At 62.8% G+C, this 13,227-nt stretch carries 13 protein-coding genes and 1 pseudogene; 9 read left to right on the plus strand and 5 right to left on the minus strand.

Translation table 11 applies throughout. The features are described from left to right. Positions 1 to 52: 52 nt before the first annotated feature. The 5 genes from rpmH to yihA all read left to right on the plus strand — a co-directional run bounded on the left by rpmH (position 53) and on the right by yihA (position 3,882). Positions 53 to 187, plus strand: a complete 135-nt coding sequence (gene rpmH / locus AC0NIE_RS03135; protein WP_008833937.1) for a 50S ribosomal protein L34 — start codon at positions 53 to 55, stop codon at positions 185 to 187. A 16-nt stretch (positions 188 to 203) separates the two neighbouring features. Beyond that, entirely contained in the window at positions 204 to 557 is a 354-nt protein-coding gene (rnpA, locus tag AC0NIE_RS03140; protein ID WP_473488441.1) for a ribonuclease P protein component, read from the plus strand. A 13-nt stretch (positions 558 to 570) separates the two neighbouring features. After that, positions 571 to 2,385: a membrane protein insertase YidC gene (gene yidC / locus AC0NIE_RS03145; RefSeq protein WP_473488440.1), complete on the plus strand. Its 1,815-nt coding sequence runs from the start codon at positions 571 to 573 to the stop codon at positions 2,383 to 2,385. 202 nt (positions 2,386 to 2,587) lie between these two features. Then, on the plus strand, positions 2,588 to 3,226 hold the full coding sequence (locus tag AC0NIE_RS03150) for a CatB-related O-acetyltransferase (RefSeq protein WP_473488438.1): 639 nt from the start codon (positions 2,588 to 2,590) through the stop codon (positions 3,224 to 3,226). Next, a complete protein-coding gene (gene yihA / locus AC0NIE_RS03155) occupies positions 3,223 to 3,882 on the plus strand; it encodes a ribosome biogenesis GTP-binding protein YihA/YsxC (RefSeq protein WP_473488437.1) in 660 nt (219 codons plus the stop codon). Before AC0NIE_RS03150 ends, yihA begins: the two co-directional genes overlap by 4 nt. Positions 3,883 to 3,981: 99 nt before the next feature. On the opposite strand, the gene AC0NIE_RS03160 is transcribed toward yihA, so the two are convergent. After that, positions 3,982 to 4,701 carry a TetR/AcrR family transcriptional regulator gene (locus AC0NIE_RS03160; protein WP_473488436.1) on the minus strand — a complete coding sequence of 240 codons (720 nt, stop codon included), beginning with the start codon at positions 4,699 to 4,701 and terminating at the stop codon, positions 3,982 to 3,984. 161 nt (positions 4,702 to 4,862) lie between these two features. Here AC0NIE_RS03160 and AC0NIE_RS03165 point away from each other — a divergent pair, with 161 nt between their 5' ends. After that, positions 4,863 to 6,044: an HlyD family secretion protein gene (locus AC0NIE_RS03165; protein WP_473488435.1), complete on the plus strand. Its 1,182-nt coding sequence runs from the start codon at positions 4,863 to 4,865 to the stop codon at positions 6,042 to 6,044. Positions 6,045 to 6,126: 82 nt separating this feature from the next. Next, positions 6,127 to 7,658 (plus strand): annotated as a pseudogene (locus tag AC0NIE_RS03170) (DHA2 family efflux MFS transporter permease subunit). A 144-nt stretch (positions 7,659 to 7,802) separates the two neighbouring features. Here AC0NIE_RS03170 and msrB read toward each other — a convergent pair. The 4 genes from msrB to AC0NIE_RS03190 all read right to left on the minus strand — a co-directional run bounded on the left by msrB (position 7,803) and on the right by AC0NIE_RS03190 (position 10,531). Further along, complete coding sequence (msrB, locus tag AC0NIE_RS03175; protein WP_095494149.1) at positions 7,803 to 8,303, minus strand: peptide-methionine (R)-S-oxide reductase MsrB; 501 nt, start codon at positions 8,301 to 8,303, stop codon at positions 7,803 to 7,805. Positions 8,304 to 8,519: 216 nt separating this feature from the next. After that, the gene (locus AC0NIE_RS03180; protein ID WP_473488434.1) at positions 8,520 to 9,077 is read right to left on the minus strand and encodes a fasciclin domain-containing protein; all 558 of its coding nucleotides are present in this window, start codon (positions 9,075 to 9,077) and stop codon (positions 8,520 to 8,522) included. A gap of 219 nt (positions 9,078 to 9,296) precedes the next feature. After that, positions 9,297 to 9,995: an anti-sigma factor gene (locus tag AC0NIE_RS03185; RefSeq protein WP_473488460.1), complete on the minus strand. Its 699-nt coding sequence runs from the start codon at positions 9,993 to 9,995 to the stop codon at positions 9,297 to 9,299. Beyond that, the gene (locus tag AC0NIE_RS03190; protein ID WP_473488433.1) at positions 9,992 to 10,531 is read right to left on the minus strand and encodes a sigma-70 family RNA polymerase sigma factor; all 540 of its coding nucleotides are present in this window, start codon (positions 10,529 to 10,531) and stop codon (positions 9,992 to 9,994) included. Before AC0NIE_RS03190 ends, AC0NIE_RS03185 begins: the two co-directional genes overlap by 4 nt. A gap of 183 nt (positions 10,532 to 10,714) precedes the next feature. Here AC0NIE_RS03190 and AC0NIE_RS03195 point away from each other — a divergent pair, with 183 nt between their 5' ends. Beyond that, complete coding sequence (locus tag AC0NIE_RS03195; protein WP_473488432.1) at positions 10,715 to 12,211, plus strand: amidase; 1,497 nt, start codon at positions 10,715 to 10,717, stop codon at positions 12,209 to 12,211. Between the two features lie 100 nt (positions 12,212 to 12,311). Next, on the plus strand, positions 12,312 to 13,205 hold the full coding sequence (argB, locus tag AC0NIE_RS03200) for an acetylglutamate kinase (RefSeq protein WP_473488431.1): 894 nt from the start codon (positions 12,312 to 12,314) through the stop codon (positions 13,203 to 13,205). Positions 13,206 to 13,227 lie beyond the last annotated feature (22 nt).

The raw sequence follows: 13,227 nt of genomic DNA on the forward strand, positions 1-13,227 counted from the left end.
TGTTACAGAGTGACAGAATCAAGAAGGGCCGCACCCCGCGGTATTAAAACAAATGAAGCGTACCTACCAACCGTCCAAACTCGTCCGCAAACGCCGGCACGGTTTCCGTGCCCGCATGGCCACCAAAGGTGGTCGTGGCGTCGTCGCAGCCCGCCGCAACCGCGGTCGCAAGCGGCTCAGCGCCTGAACGGAAGACGAGATCGTTGCCCGCAACCGGCAAGCCAGTGGGAGCACATCCCAAGCGGCTTCTGAAGCGCGCGGAATTCCTGGCCGTCCGGCGTGGCGAAAAGCGCCGCGGGCGGCTTTTTCTCGTCGAGGTTCTGGACCGCAGCGACGCAGAGGCGCCTCGCGTCGGCTACACGGTCACCAAGAAAGTCGGCAACGCAGTCGCCCGCAACCGCATCCGGCGGCGACTGAGAGAAGCCGTGCGCACGCATGCCGCGGGTGACATGAAGCCTGGCAATGACTATGTCATCGTCGGGCGCGAAGATGTGCTTACCATTCCGTTCGGCCAGTTGAAGGCCGAACTCTCCCGCCGACTGCGCGGAACACGATAGGCCAAGGCTTTCGATGGAAAACAACCGGAACTTCTTCATCACCATCGCGCTGTCGGTGCTGATCCTGTCGCTTTGGCAGTATTTTTACGTGCTGCCGCACAGCGAGGCGCAACGCGAGGCGGCCCGTATCGAAGAGCAGCGGCTAGCGGAGCAGAAGAAGGCGGCCCAAGGCACCAGTCCGGGTGGCAGCGAAACGCCGGTGCCGAAGCAAGGTGCCATTCCTAGCGCACCGGGAACCGAAGGCACGACGCCGGCCGGCCGCGAGCAGGCGCTGGCGTCGACCAAGCGCGTCAGGATCGACACGCCGAGCCTGGAGGGCTCGATCAACCTCACCGGCGCTCGTCTCGACGACCTCAAGCTCAAGCACTACACGCTGACGGTCGACAAGAACTCGCCCGAGATCGAACTGCTCAACCCGGCAGCGCTGCCTACGGGCTACTATGCCGAGATCGGCTTTGTCGGCAGCGACAAGACCGGCACGGTGCCGGGCCCGGAAACCGTGTGGACCGTCGACGGCAATACGACGCTGACGCCGGCGACCCCGGTCACGCTGAGCTTCACCAACGACAAGGGCCTGACCTTCAAGCGCACCTTCTCCGTCGACAGCGACTACATGTTCACGGTGTCGGACACGGTGCAGAATTCGGGGTCGGCCGCCGTTACCCTGTCGAATTACGGTCGTGTTACCCGCTTCGACAAGCCTGCCGTTGCCAGCATCTATGTGCTGCATGAGGGGCTGATCGGCGTCACCGGCACGGAAGGCCTGCAGGAACACAAATATGCGGCGGTCGAGGAGGACAAGCAGTTTACGCCGGGCAAGTCGACCGATGGCTGGCTGGGCATCACCGACAAATACTGGGCGGTGACGCTGGTTCCGACGGAGAAGCAGCCGTTCCAGCCGCGTTACGCCTATTTCGAGGACGGCCGCCCGCGCTACCAGGCCGACTTCCTCACCGACCCGATCACCGTTGATGCCGGCCAGTCGGCGACGGTCGAGACCGAAATCTTCGCCGGCGCCAAGGAAGTCGCCAAGGTCAACGCCTATGCAGAAGACCGCAACATCAGGCTGTTCGACCGTTTGATCGACTGGGGATGGTTCATCTGGATCACCAAGCCGATGTTCTATCTGATCGACACGCTCTACAAATTCTTCGGCAATTTCGGCGTGGCTATCCTGGCCACTACCGTCGTCGTCAAGGCGCTCTTCTTCCCGCTCGCCAACAAGTCCTACGCGTCGATGGCGAACATGAAGAAGGTGCAGCCCAAGATGCTTGAGATCCGCGAGAAATACGCGGACGACAAAATGAAGCAGCAACAGGCGATGATGGAGCTCTACAAGACCGAGAAGATCAATCCGCTCGCCGGCTGCTGGCCGGTGGCGCTGCAGATTCCGGTCTTCTTTGCGCTCTACAAGGTGCTCTACATCACCATCGAGATGCGGCACGCACCGTTCTTCGGCTGGATCCAGGATCTGGCGGCGCCCGACCCGACCTCGATCTTCAACCTATTCGGCCTCATTCCGATCGCGCTACCGGATATGTTGATGATCGGCGTCTGGCCGCTGATCATGGGCGTGACCATGTTCCTGCAGATGCGCATGAACCCGACGCCGCCCGACCCGACGCAGGCCATGATCTTCACCTGGATGCCGGTGGTCTTCACTTTCATGATGGCGGGTTTTCCGGCCGGCCTCGTCATCTACTGGGCCTGGAACAATCTGCTTTCGATCATTCAGCAAGGCGTGATCATGAAGCGACAGGGCGCCAAGATCGAGTTGTGGGACAATCTGGTCGCGCTGTTCCGGAAGAAACCGTCACCGGCGGAATAGCCGGCGCTCCCTTTTTGCGAATCCAGGAAAGCCCCGGTTCGAACGGGGCTTTTTTCGCACAAGCCGAGCCGCCGGCGAACGGCGAAACCAGTCGGCCCGGCGGTAGACGCCGCCGCGGATGATCCGCTGCGCACGCGGTTGGTGCTGCCGGGCGGATCGCGCTATTTTTGACCTGCCTGTTTTTTCGTCGATGGAGCCATCTATGATAGGACCCAACCCCAACATCAAGCACCCGATCCCGATGCATACCCGCGTCGGCTTCCTGAAGGGACTGGTCACGGCGCCGAATATCGAGATCGGCGACTTCACCTATTATGACGATCCGGACGGGCCGGACAAATTCGCCGGGCGGTGCGTGCTGCATCATTATCCATTCATCGGCGACCGGCTGATCATTGGCAAGTTCTGCGCCATCGCCGAGGGCACGCGCTTCATCATGAACGGCGCCAACCATGCCATGTCCGGCTTTTCGACCTATCCGTTCAACATCTTCGGTCATGGCTGGGAAGAGGGTTTCGACCCGGCAACCTGGTCGAGAGAATTGCGCGGCGACACAGTGGTCGGCAATGATGTATGGATCGGCATGGAAGCGGCGATCCTGCCCGGCGTGACGATCGGCCATGGCGCCATCGTTGCGGCAAAATCGGTGGTGACGCATGACGTGCCACCCTATGCGATCGTCGCCGGCAATGCGGCCAAGGCGGTGAAGATGCGCTTCGACGACAGGACCATCCGGCGGCTTTTGGCGGCCGCGTGGTGGGATTGGCCGGTGGAAAAGATCAGCCACAATCTCAATGCCATTCGTGGCGCCGATATTTCTCTTCTGGAGGCAGCGGTTTGAACGCGTTGAACAAGACCGTGATCGGCATAGAGCTGTTCACGCGGCCGTGGATCTTCATCCGCGGCGTGCCGGCAATGAAATTCCTGCCACCTGAAGGGCCGCCTGAGATCGCCTTTGCCGGCCGCTCGAATGTCGGCAAATCGTCGCTGATCAACGCGCTGGTCAATCAGAAGGGACTGGCGCGCACATCAAATACGCCGGGGCGGACGCAGGAACTCAACTATTTCGTTCCGGGCGGATTTTCCGGCGAAGGCGCCGATCTGCCGCCGATGGCGCTGGTCGACATGCCGGGCTACGGCTACGCCACCGCGCCCAAGGAGAAGGTCGACGACTGGACGAAACTCGTCTTCGACTATCTCAAGGGCCGCGTCACGCTGAAGCGGGTCTACGTGTTGATCGACGCCCGCCATGGCATCAAGGCCAAGGACGACGAAGTGCTGTCGCTGCTCGACAAGGCGGCGGTGTCCTACCAGATCGTGCTGACCAAGACCGACAAGATCAAGGTGGCCGGTTTGACGAGGCTGACCGAAGAGACACTGCAGAAGATCAAGAAGCGGCCGGCCGCGTTTCCGTTCGTTCTCGCCACGTCGTCGGAAAAGAACGAGGGCCTCGAGGAATTGCGCGCGACGATCGTGCTGGCGGCCAATGGCGGCTAATGCATGTCGCGCAAAAGTGTGCAGCGGTTTTGCGATAACGACATGCATAAACAACAACCTAAAGCGCGTCGCGTGAGGCCGGTCAAAACGCGACGCGCTTTAAGACTTTGCCTCTAGGGCAATCGTCTGGGTGCTTTCTTCCGCGGCAAGCCTTTCGGTGCCGTAAGCCTTCAAGAACATGCCGACGCCCGACCTGACGATGTGGTCGATTTCATCCTGGCTCGGGGCTTTGGTGCGGTAGGCGAATATGCACTGACGGAAAAGGCCCGCCAGGCACAGTTCGGTAAACTGATAGGCGGCAAGATCGACATCGTCGATCTTGAGCAGGCCGCGCTCGATGGCGGCATTGAGAAAAGCAACGACCTTGTCATGGCCGCGTTTCGGGCCGCGTTCGTAAAAGCGCGCGCCAAGTTCGGGAATCCTGTCCGACGCGCCGATTACCGTGCGCTGCGCCTGGATGACCTTGGCCGAGGTGATCTTGAGGGACAGCACCTTGCCGAACTTCACCAGCGTCTCGCGAAGGTCGTCGGCGCGGTCGAGCATATCGTACATGTTCTTGAAGATCGTGCCGCGTTCTTCCTCGATCAGCGCTTCGAACAGCTCTTCCTTATTGGCGAAGTAGACATAGATCGTGCCCTTGGAAACGCCGGCCTCGCGGGTGATGTCGTTCATCGACGCCGCTTCAAAGCCCTTGTCGATGAAGACACGACGCGCGCCTTCGATGATCTGGCTGCGCTTGACCGGGTCCTGTCCCGCCGCCGGGCGGCCGCGACGCAGGCCATCCAGCAGCTCGCACTGGTCCTTGTCGGGTTCGGTCATAACGTCACACCTCGAAAAATATTCGAACCGATCGGTTCGATCGCCCTTGATATGGGCCTCTCTCCGCGCTAAGTCAACGTTCGCATCGAACCGAACGGTTCAGTATGACTAATTTTTCAGAGAGATGCCCAGTTTCCAGAGAGAATGCCAAGAGAGATCCCATGTCCTCGAACGCGACCCCCACCGCCGAAGTCCGTCCATTCCCCAACGCCAAGGTTGCGCCAGCAATCGAAGCGCCGAACCCACCGACTGAGCCCGCAATAAGTCCTCCGGCCGAGGCACCGGCGAAAAAGAAGCGTTCGGCACGCTCCTTTCTGTTGCCGATCATCGCGCTTGGCTTGCTGGGCGCAGGCGCCTCGTATGGCTACGATTACTGGACCGACGGACGTTTCATGATCTCAACCGACGATGCCTATGTCCAGGCCGACATGGCGTTCATCTCGCCGAAAATCTCCGGCTATGTCGATCAGGTCAAGGTGACCGAGAACCAGCAGGTCAAGGCCGGCGACCCGCTGCTGGTCGTCGACAATGGCGACTACAAAATAGCGGTCGCCCAGGCCGAGGCGCAGATCGCCACCTTGAGCAAGACTCTCGACCGCATCGACGCCCAGACCGAGGCGGCACGCGCATCGCTCGAGCAGGCGCAGGCGCAGAAGACCGCCGACCAGGCCGCCGCCGCCAATGCGGCGCGTGTTCAAGCGCGCGCCGCCCAATTGCTAAAGACGCATGTCGGCACCCAGGCTCAACTGGATGATGCCCAGACCGCGGTCGAGCAGGCCAATGCCGCCCTTGTAGGCGCCGACGCCCAGATCGCGGCGGCTGAGGCCAATATCGGTGTGCTCCAGGCGCAGCGCGTGGAGACGGCAAGCACGCTGGCGTCGCTGCAGCTTGCCCGGGACAAGGCCGCGCGGGACCTGTCCTTCACCGTGCTGCGCGCGCCCTATGACGGTGTCGTCGGCAACCGCTCGGTCGAGCAAGGCGACCTGATCAGCCCCGGACAGAAGCTCGCCGTCATCGTGCCGATGGACAAGCTCTACATCGTCGCCAATTTCAAGGAGACCCAGCTTGCCCGCCTGGTGCCTGGCGAAAAGGTCAGGATTTCGGTCGACGCGATCGACGGCCAGGATTTCGAAGGCACCGTCTCGTCGCTGGCGCCGGCATCCGGCGCGGTGTTCTCGCTGCTGCCGCCGGAAAACGCCACTGGCAATTTCACCAAGGTCGTGCAGCGCGTCCCGGTTCGCATCGACGTGCCGGCGGCTGTGCTGAAGACAGGCAAGCTGCGCGCCGGCCTCAGCGTCGTCGTCGCCGTCGACAGCCGCACCGCACCGGCCGCGTCGAACTGAGCGGCCGCTTGGGAGCAATGCCGTGGCAACCGCAACCTTGACAGCAGGATCGCCGCCGGCGAGGCCGGCTACGCCTGATACCATTCCCACACGCCGCATCATCGCCTTCCTGGCGATGGTGTTCGGGATGTTCATGGCGATCCTCGACATCCAGATCGTCTCGGCCTCGCTGGCCGAGATCCAGGCGGGTTTGAGCGCCAGTTCCGACGAAATCCCGTGGGTGCAGACCGCCTATCTGATCGCCGAAGTCATCATGATCCCGCTGTCCGGTTTTCTCAGCCGGATGCTGTCGACGCGCGTGCTGTTCACCGTCTCCGCGGCTGGCTTCACCGCGGCCAGCGCGCTGGCGGCGACCGCCACCAACATCGACCAGATGATTGTCTACCGCGCCATCCAGGGCTTCATCGGCGGCGGCATGATTCCAAGCGTCTTCGCTGCCGCCTTCACCATCTTCCCGCCGTCGCGTCGCGCCATGGTGTCGCCGATGATCGGCCTGGTGGCGACGCTGGCGCCGACCATCGGCCCGACCGTCGGCGGCTACATCAGCCATGCCACGTCCTGGCACTGGCTGTTCCTGATCAATGTGGTGCCCGGCATCCTGGTGACCGCCGCGGCGTGGTCGCTGATCGACTTCGACAAGCCCAATCTCAGCCTGTTCCGCAAGTTCGACTGGTGGGGCCTTGCCGGCATGGCGGCCTTCCTCGGCTCGCTGGAATATGTGCTCGAGGAAGGTCCCAACAACGACTGGCTTCAGGACCAGGCCGTGTCCGTCTGCGCCATCCTGATGACGGCCGGCGCGGTGCTGTTCTTCTGGCGCGCCTTCACCGCAGAGGAGCCGATCGTCGACCTGAAAGCCTTCGCCAATGTCAACTTCGCTTTCGGCTCGCTGTTCTCGTTCGTCATCGGCATCGGCCTCTACGGCCTGACCTATCTCTATCCGGTGTACCTCGGGCGTATCCGCGGCTACGATTCCCTGATGATCGGCGAGGCGCTGTTCGTCAGCGGGCTGGCGATGTTCGCGACCGCGCCGATTTCCGGCATCCTGTCGCGCAAGATGGATCCGCGGCTGATGATGATGATCGGCTTCTTCGGCTTCGCAGCCGGCACCTGGCGCATGACCTATCTGACAGCCGACTGGGATTTCTGGGAGCTTTTGGTGCCGCAGATCCTGCGCGGCGCCTCGATGATGCTGTGCATGGTGCCGATCAACAACATTGCGCTGGGAACGCTGCCGCCTGACCGGCTGAAGAATGCATCCGGCCTGTTCAACCTCACCCGCAATCTCGGCGGCGCTGTCGGCCTTGCCGTCATCAACACCGTGCTGATCGATCGCAACGCCTTCCACTACGCAAGGCTGGCCGAGCATGTGCAATGGGGCAGTGCCGAGGCGCAGACCAAGCTGCAGAACATGACGCTCGACTTCCAGCAGAATGCCGGCCTGGACGCGTCCAAGGCGGCGATCTCCAAACTGTCTGCTATGGTCCAGCAGCAGGCTTCGCTGCTGTCCTTCATGGACGTGTTCTATCTCTTGACGGCGCTGTTCGCCACGCTGGCGATCTTCACCATGGTCATCCGCAAACGGCAGAACCGGCGGGCGGAGGTGGCGGACACTGATAGCGCAACTTTGCGCGTCCAAAGGACGCGCGGCGCTCTAATGCATGTCGCGCAAAAGTGCACAGCGGTTTTGCGATAACGACATGCATAAGACAACAGCCTAAAGCGCGTCGCGTGAGGCCGGTCAAACGCGAGCGCTTTAGGTCAGGCGGTGGCCGGCTTGAAGGTCAAGGCGACGCCGTTGATGCAATGACGCAAGCCGGTCGGCGGCGGGCCGTCGTCGAAGACATGCCCGAGATGACCGCCGCAGCGGCGGCAATGCACCTCGGTACGGGTCATGCCGAGGGACCTGTCCACGGTCATGCCGACGGCGTTGGGAATCTCCTGCCAGAAGCTCGGCCAGCCGGTGCCGGAATCGAACTTCGTCTCGGAGGAATAGAGCGGCAGGTCGCAGCCGGCGCAGGCGAAGATGCCCTTGCGGTGTTCGTTGAGCAGCGGGCTGGTGCCGGGATATTCGGTGCCTTCCTTGCGCAGCACATTGAAAGCCGCATCGGACAGGATCGCGCGCCACTCGGCCTCGGTCTTGGTGACCTCGAAGGTTTCGGTCGCGTGTGCGTCCTGCGGCCGGCCCATGCGCAGCGCTGCTGCCGTGCCTGCCAACAATGCCACAGCGGCACCGCTCCAAAGAAAATCGCGCCGGATCATCACCATTCCTCCCTATGTCCTTTGCCAAATTCGGCCGTCACATGGAAATCAAAAGCTGGTGACGGCCAGCTCCCGACAACGGGCACTCCGCACCTGCCCCACGCCTACAGCGGACGGCGCGGAGTGTACGGTTGCCGATTGCGCGGGTCACGCAAGCGGAACCCGCGCACTCGGCATCGTGCCTCCGCCATATCTTCGCTGGCGACGACCCCTTCGTTACATCTTCGGCAGGAGAACCTTGTCGATGACGTGGATGACGCCGTTCGACTGCTCGACATCGGCGACCGTCACATTGGCGACATTGCCGTTCTCGTCGGTCGCGGTGACCTTGCCGTCGTCGGCCTTGAGCGTCAGCTCGCAGCCGCCAACCGTCTTGACCTTGTGCGCGCCACCATCGTCCATGGCCATCTTGGCGACGTCGGCGGCCATCGCCTTGGCACCGATGACGTGGCAGGTCAGGATCTTGACCAGCTTGTCCTTGTTTTCGGGCTTGAGCAGCGTGTCGACGGTGCCGGCCGGAAGTGCTGCAAAGGCCTCGTTGGTCGGCGCGAACACGGTGAAGGGACCGGCACTTTGCAGCGAGTCGACGAGACCGCCGGCCTTGACGGCCGCGACCAGCGTCGTGTGATCCTTCGAATTGACGGCGTTCTCGACGATGTTCTTGGTGGCATACATGGCGGCGCCGCCGACCATCGGATTTTCGGCATAGGCCGCGGTGGCGAGCGCGGAGACGGCGACCGTTCCGGCAAGCAAAAGGGTGGCGAACTTACGCATTATTTCTATCTCCTCAGTTTATTTCTTCCCCTCTTTTGGGGCGCAAGGAGATACGGGGGATAAATGCCCGAGTTTCGCCCGTTCAGGAGAAAATTTTATTTTTTATAACGGCGAGCATGATTTTCAGGGCAGGAACCTTACAGCCTGCATGCTTCCAAGCTAACGTCACCACAGGCGATAGATTTAAAATCTTCTCGAAAAGTCGGCAGACAGAGGCGATCAGATGCTCTTCAGATCGCCCGCAGCGACCACAGGGCCGGTCGGCTGGCCGGTCGGCGAACCGCCGGCCGGTTCAAGGCTGACCGCAAGAACGGCGCCCTGCGCAAGTTTTTCCTGCACGGCCGGGGAGATGGTCATACGCGCGGTCTGACCGGCCGGGATGACGCCCATCGAGACCGGCGCGTTCTTGCCCTCGATCATCCACAGCTCGAAATCCTTGCCGGCGGCGCGCTCGCCGGAGACATGCGACAAGCCAACCTCGCGATGGGCGGCGTCATAGACGGCAAGGTATTTGACGTCGCTGCCGTCGGCAGCCAGCGAGGCGATGAGCCGCGGCTGCTCGACCGGCGGATTGAAGTACGGCACGGCGACATAGATCGCCAGCGCCGCGACAGCAGCGGCGGCAAGGCCGCGCCAGAAGGCAAGGCTCGACCACAGACCGGCGCGAGGCCCTGCAACGAACAGCCGGCGATCCAATGCCTCCTTGACCCTGATCGGGGGCTCTGTCTCCGGATAGGCGGCGGCCATCGGCGAAAGATGCGCCTCCCAGGCATCGACAAGGCGCGCGAAAGCGGCGTCCGCGTCGATGCGGCGTGACGCGATCTCGCGTTCGTCCGCGTCAAGCACGCCAAGAGCGTATTCGGCGGCGAACAGGTCGTCGCCCCCAGGTTCCGGTCCGCTATCCTCTGCCGGCGTCATCTTTCCAGACACTCTCTGAGCTTCAACAGGCTGCGCCGCAGCCAGGTCCGCATCGTGTTCAGCGGCACGCCATGGCGTGCGGCCAGTTCGGCATAGCTTTCGCCGTCCAGATAGGCGCCCCGGACGGCCGCCGCCCGGTCCTTTTCCAATTCATCGAGACAACGATAGATGCGCTCGGATTCACCGCCCGCAACAGCCGCAGCCTCCGGTCCCGGCGCCGGATCGGCCACGTCCAGCGCGGCATCGATGTAGGCGGCAGGCTCTCGCCGCGCCCTTATCCGGTCGATCGCATGATTGCGCGCAATGGCCACCAGCCAGGAAATCGGGCTTAGATCCGAGACGGCGAAACGATCCGCCTTCGTCCATATCTTGACGAAGACCTCTTGCAGCGCCTCTTCTGCCTCTCCCCGGTCCTTCAATACACGAAGGCAGACGCCAAAAAGTTTCGCGCTGGTCTGCCGGTAGAGCAGATCGAACGCAGCCCGGTCCTTCATCGAAGTCCGGACAATCAGATTGCTGATATCCTGCGGCGTCATCGGCTGTCAAATTAGGCGATTGCAATCTATTTGCAACGGCGGAAGCGTTCTGGGCAGCGAGAGCGTCGTGAACTTCGATTGCCAAGAAAAGAGCCGATTTTGTTTGAGCATCGGATTTTCTCAAAACCGGTTTCCACTTTTGGGTCCGATGCTCTAGCTTGCCAATATTTGGGGGAAGCAAGAATGTCCGTCGAACAGGCCTTGTGGGAACATGACGCAATCGGCCTGGCCGGCCTGGTGCGCAAGGGAGAAATCTCGCCGCAGGAGCTCATCGATGCGGCGATCGCGCGGGCCGAGGCCACTCGCCCGGACATCAATGCCATCGCCGAGCCGCTTTACGAGGCGGCGCGGACGCGGGCGAAAACCATCGACCGCAAGCTGCCACTGGCCGGTGTGCCCTTTGCCCTGAAGGATCTCGGCATCGCCATGAAAGGCGTGCCGACGCACGGCGGCAGCCGCATTCCGGCTTTCGTTGCCGATTTCGACTCGGTGATGACCGAACGCCATCTGGCCGCCGGCCTTGTCCCGATCGCCACCAGCACCTCGCCCGAACATGGGCTGAGGCTGATGACCGAATCCACCGCTTTCGGCATCACCCGCAATCCGTGGAATACGGCCCATACCAGCGGCGGCTCGTCCGGGGGTGCGGCGGCGCTGGTCGCGGCCGGCGTCGTGCCGGTGGCACATGCTTCGGATGGCGGTGGCTCGATCCGTGTTCCCGCCGCCTGCACCGGGCTGGTCGGGCTGAAAACCTCGCGCGGCCGTGTGCCGCTGTCGCCGCTCGTCACCGAAAGCTGGTACGGTCTGGTCGTCGACCACGCCGTTGCCCGCTCGGTCCGGGATTCGGCCTTGCTGCTCGACCTGACGCATGGACCCGATCCGCTGTCACCGTATGCGGCGCCGCCGCCGAGGGGAACTTTTGCCGCCGCGGCGGCGCGCGACCCCGGCAAGCTGAAACTGGCCGTCTATCGGAAATCGCCGCTTGGCCTGCCGATATCGGCCGAGACGCTGACGGCGCTGGACACGGCTGTGGCATTGGCGCGCGAAGGCGGCCACACGATCGAGGAGATCGATCTGTCCTATATCGGCCGCGACTTCATCGCCGACTTCGCCAGGACGGTGGCTGCGGCAGTTGCCGGCGCGATGCGCATTGAAGTCTTGCGCGTCGGCCGCTCCGTTTCGGGCGACGTCGAGCGCGCCACGCGTCTGATGAGCCGCTTCGGCGAGATCGTCTCGGCCGGCGAGATCTACGCCGGCCTGCAGCGGCTGCACGCCACGTCGCGCCGCCTGATCACCGAGACCGCGCCGTACGATGCCGTGCTGATGCCTGTTATCGCCCATCCGCCGCTCGCCTGCGGCGCCATGGACCCGAAGGGCGCCGATGCGTTCATAGAGGACGTGCTCGACAGGCTGCGGCTTGCCCGTCTGCTGAAATTCAAGCCGCTGTTCGGCCAGTTGATGGACAAGAGCCTATGGTTCACCCACTGGCCGGCGATCCAGAACGTCAGCGGCCAGCCGTCGATCGCGCTGCCTGTCCATGTCACCGATGCCGGCCTGCCGCTCGGCATCCAGGCCGCCGGCCGACCCGGCGACGAGGAGACCTTGTTGTCCTTCGCCGCGCAAATGGAAAAGATTTCGGGATGGCAGGAGCGGCGGGCGCCGCTGCAGTTGCCGGCATAAAAGCGGGCCGATTTCACCTGATGTGACAGCAAAGCCGTTTGCCCCCTGCTCCAATTCCCGCTAAGACGCCGCCGTTCATGCCAAGCTGGGAACCATGCCGATGACGGACCTCGCCGCCACCGCCGAAATGCAGGCCGCTCTGCTTTCGAGGGCGCTGCCCTATATGCAGCGCTACGAAAACAAGACGGTCGTGGTGAAATATGGCGGCCATGCCATGGGCGACATTGCACTCGGCAAGGCCTTCGCCCGCGACATCGCGCTGCTGAAACAATCCGGCGTCAACCCGATCGTCGTCCATGGCGGCGGGCCGCAGATCGGCGCCATGCTGAGCAAGATGGGCATCGAATCGAAGTTCGAGGGCGGCCTGCGCGTCACCGACCAGAAGACGGTCGAGATCGTCGAGATGGTGCTGGCCGGCTCGATCAACAAGGAGATCGTCGCGCTGATCAATGCCGAGGGCGAATGGGCGATCGGCCTGTGCGGCAAGGACGGCAATATGGTTTTCGCCGAAAAGGCGCGCAAGACCATGATCGACCCGGACTCCAATATCGAGCGCGTGCTCGATCTCGGCTTCGTCGGCGAGCCGATCGAGGTCGACCGCACGCTGCTCGACCTTCTGGCGCGGTCCGAAATGATCCCGGTGCTGGCGCCGGTGGCGCCGGGCCGCGACGGCCACACCTACAACATCAATGCCGACACCTTCGCCGGCGCGATTGCCGGTGCCTGCCAGGCGACACGCCTTCTGTTCCTCACCGACGTGCCCGGCGTGCTCGACAAGAGCAAGAAGCTCATCGATGAGCTGACCGTGGCCGAGGCCAAGGCCTTGATCAAGGACGGCACGGTGTCGGGCGGCATGATCCCCAAGGTCGAGACCTGCATCGAGGCGATCGAGCGCGGCGTCGAGGGCGTCGTCATCCTCAACGGCAAGACGCCGCATTCCGTGCTGCTCGAACTGTTTACCGAACACGGCGCCGGCACGCTGATCGTGCCTTGAGCGCAGGCTGACAGCTTGCCGG

Source organism: Mesorhizobium sp. WSM4842, from assembly GCF_055901575.1.

What these genes read in the sequence shown, in the direction of transcription:
- AC0NIE_RS03160 (WP_473488436.1), bottom strand. Translation starts at nt 4,701, where the DNA reads ATGACCGAACCCGACAAGGACCAGTGCGAGCTGCTGGATGGCCTGCGT.
- AC0NIE_RS03165 (WP_473488435.1), top strand. Translation starts at nt 4,863, where the DNA reads ATGTCCTCGAACGCGACCCCCACCGCCGAAGTCCGTCCATTCCCCAAC.
- rpmH (WP_008833937.1), top strand. Translation starts at nt 53, where the DNA reads ATGAAGCGTACCTACCAACCGTCCAAACTCGTCCGCAAACGCCGGCAC.
- AC0NIE_RS03150 (WP_473488438.1), top strand. Translation starts at nt 2,588, where the DNA reads ATGATAGGACCCAACCCCAACATCAAGCACCCGATCCCGATGCATACC.
- msrB (WP_095494149.1), bottom strand. Translation starts at nt 8,303, where the DNA reads ATGATCCGGCGCGATTTTCTTTGGAGCGGTGCCGCTGTGGCATTGTTG.
- argB (WP_473488431.1), top strand. Translation starts at nt 12,312, where the DNA reads ATGACGGACCTCGCCGCCACCGCCGAAATGCAGGCCGCTCTGCTTTCG.
- AC0NIE_RS03185 (WP_473488460.1), bottom strand. Translation starts at nt 9,995, where the DNA reads ATGACGCCGGCAGAGGATAGCGGACCGGAACCTGGGGGCGACGACCTG.
- AC0NIE_RS03180 (WP_473488434.1), bottom strand. Translation starts at nt 9,077, where the DNA reads ATGCGTAAGTTCGCCACCCTTTTGCTTGCCGGAACGGTCGCCGTCTCC.
- AC0NIE_RS03195 (WP_473488432.1), top strand. Translation starts at nt 10,715, where the DNA reads ATGTCCGTCGAACAGGCCTTGTGGGAACATGACGCAATCGGCCTGGCC.
- AC0NIE_RS03190 (WP_473488433.1), bottom strand. Translation starts at nt 10,531, where the DNA reads ATGACGCCGCAGGATATCAGCAATCTGATTGTCCGGACTTCGATGAAG.
- yidC (WP_473488440.1), top strand. Translation starts at nt 571, where the DNA reads ATGGAAAACAACCGGAACTTCTTCATCACCATCGCGCTGTCGGTGCTG.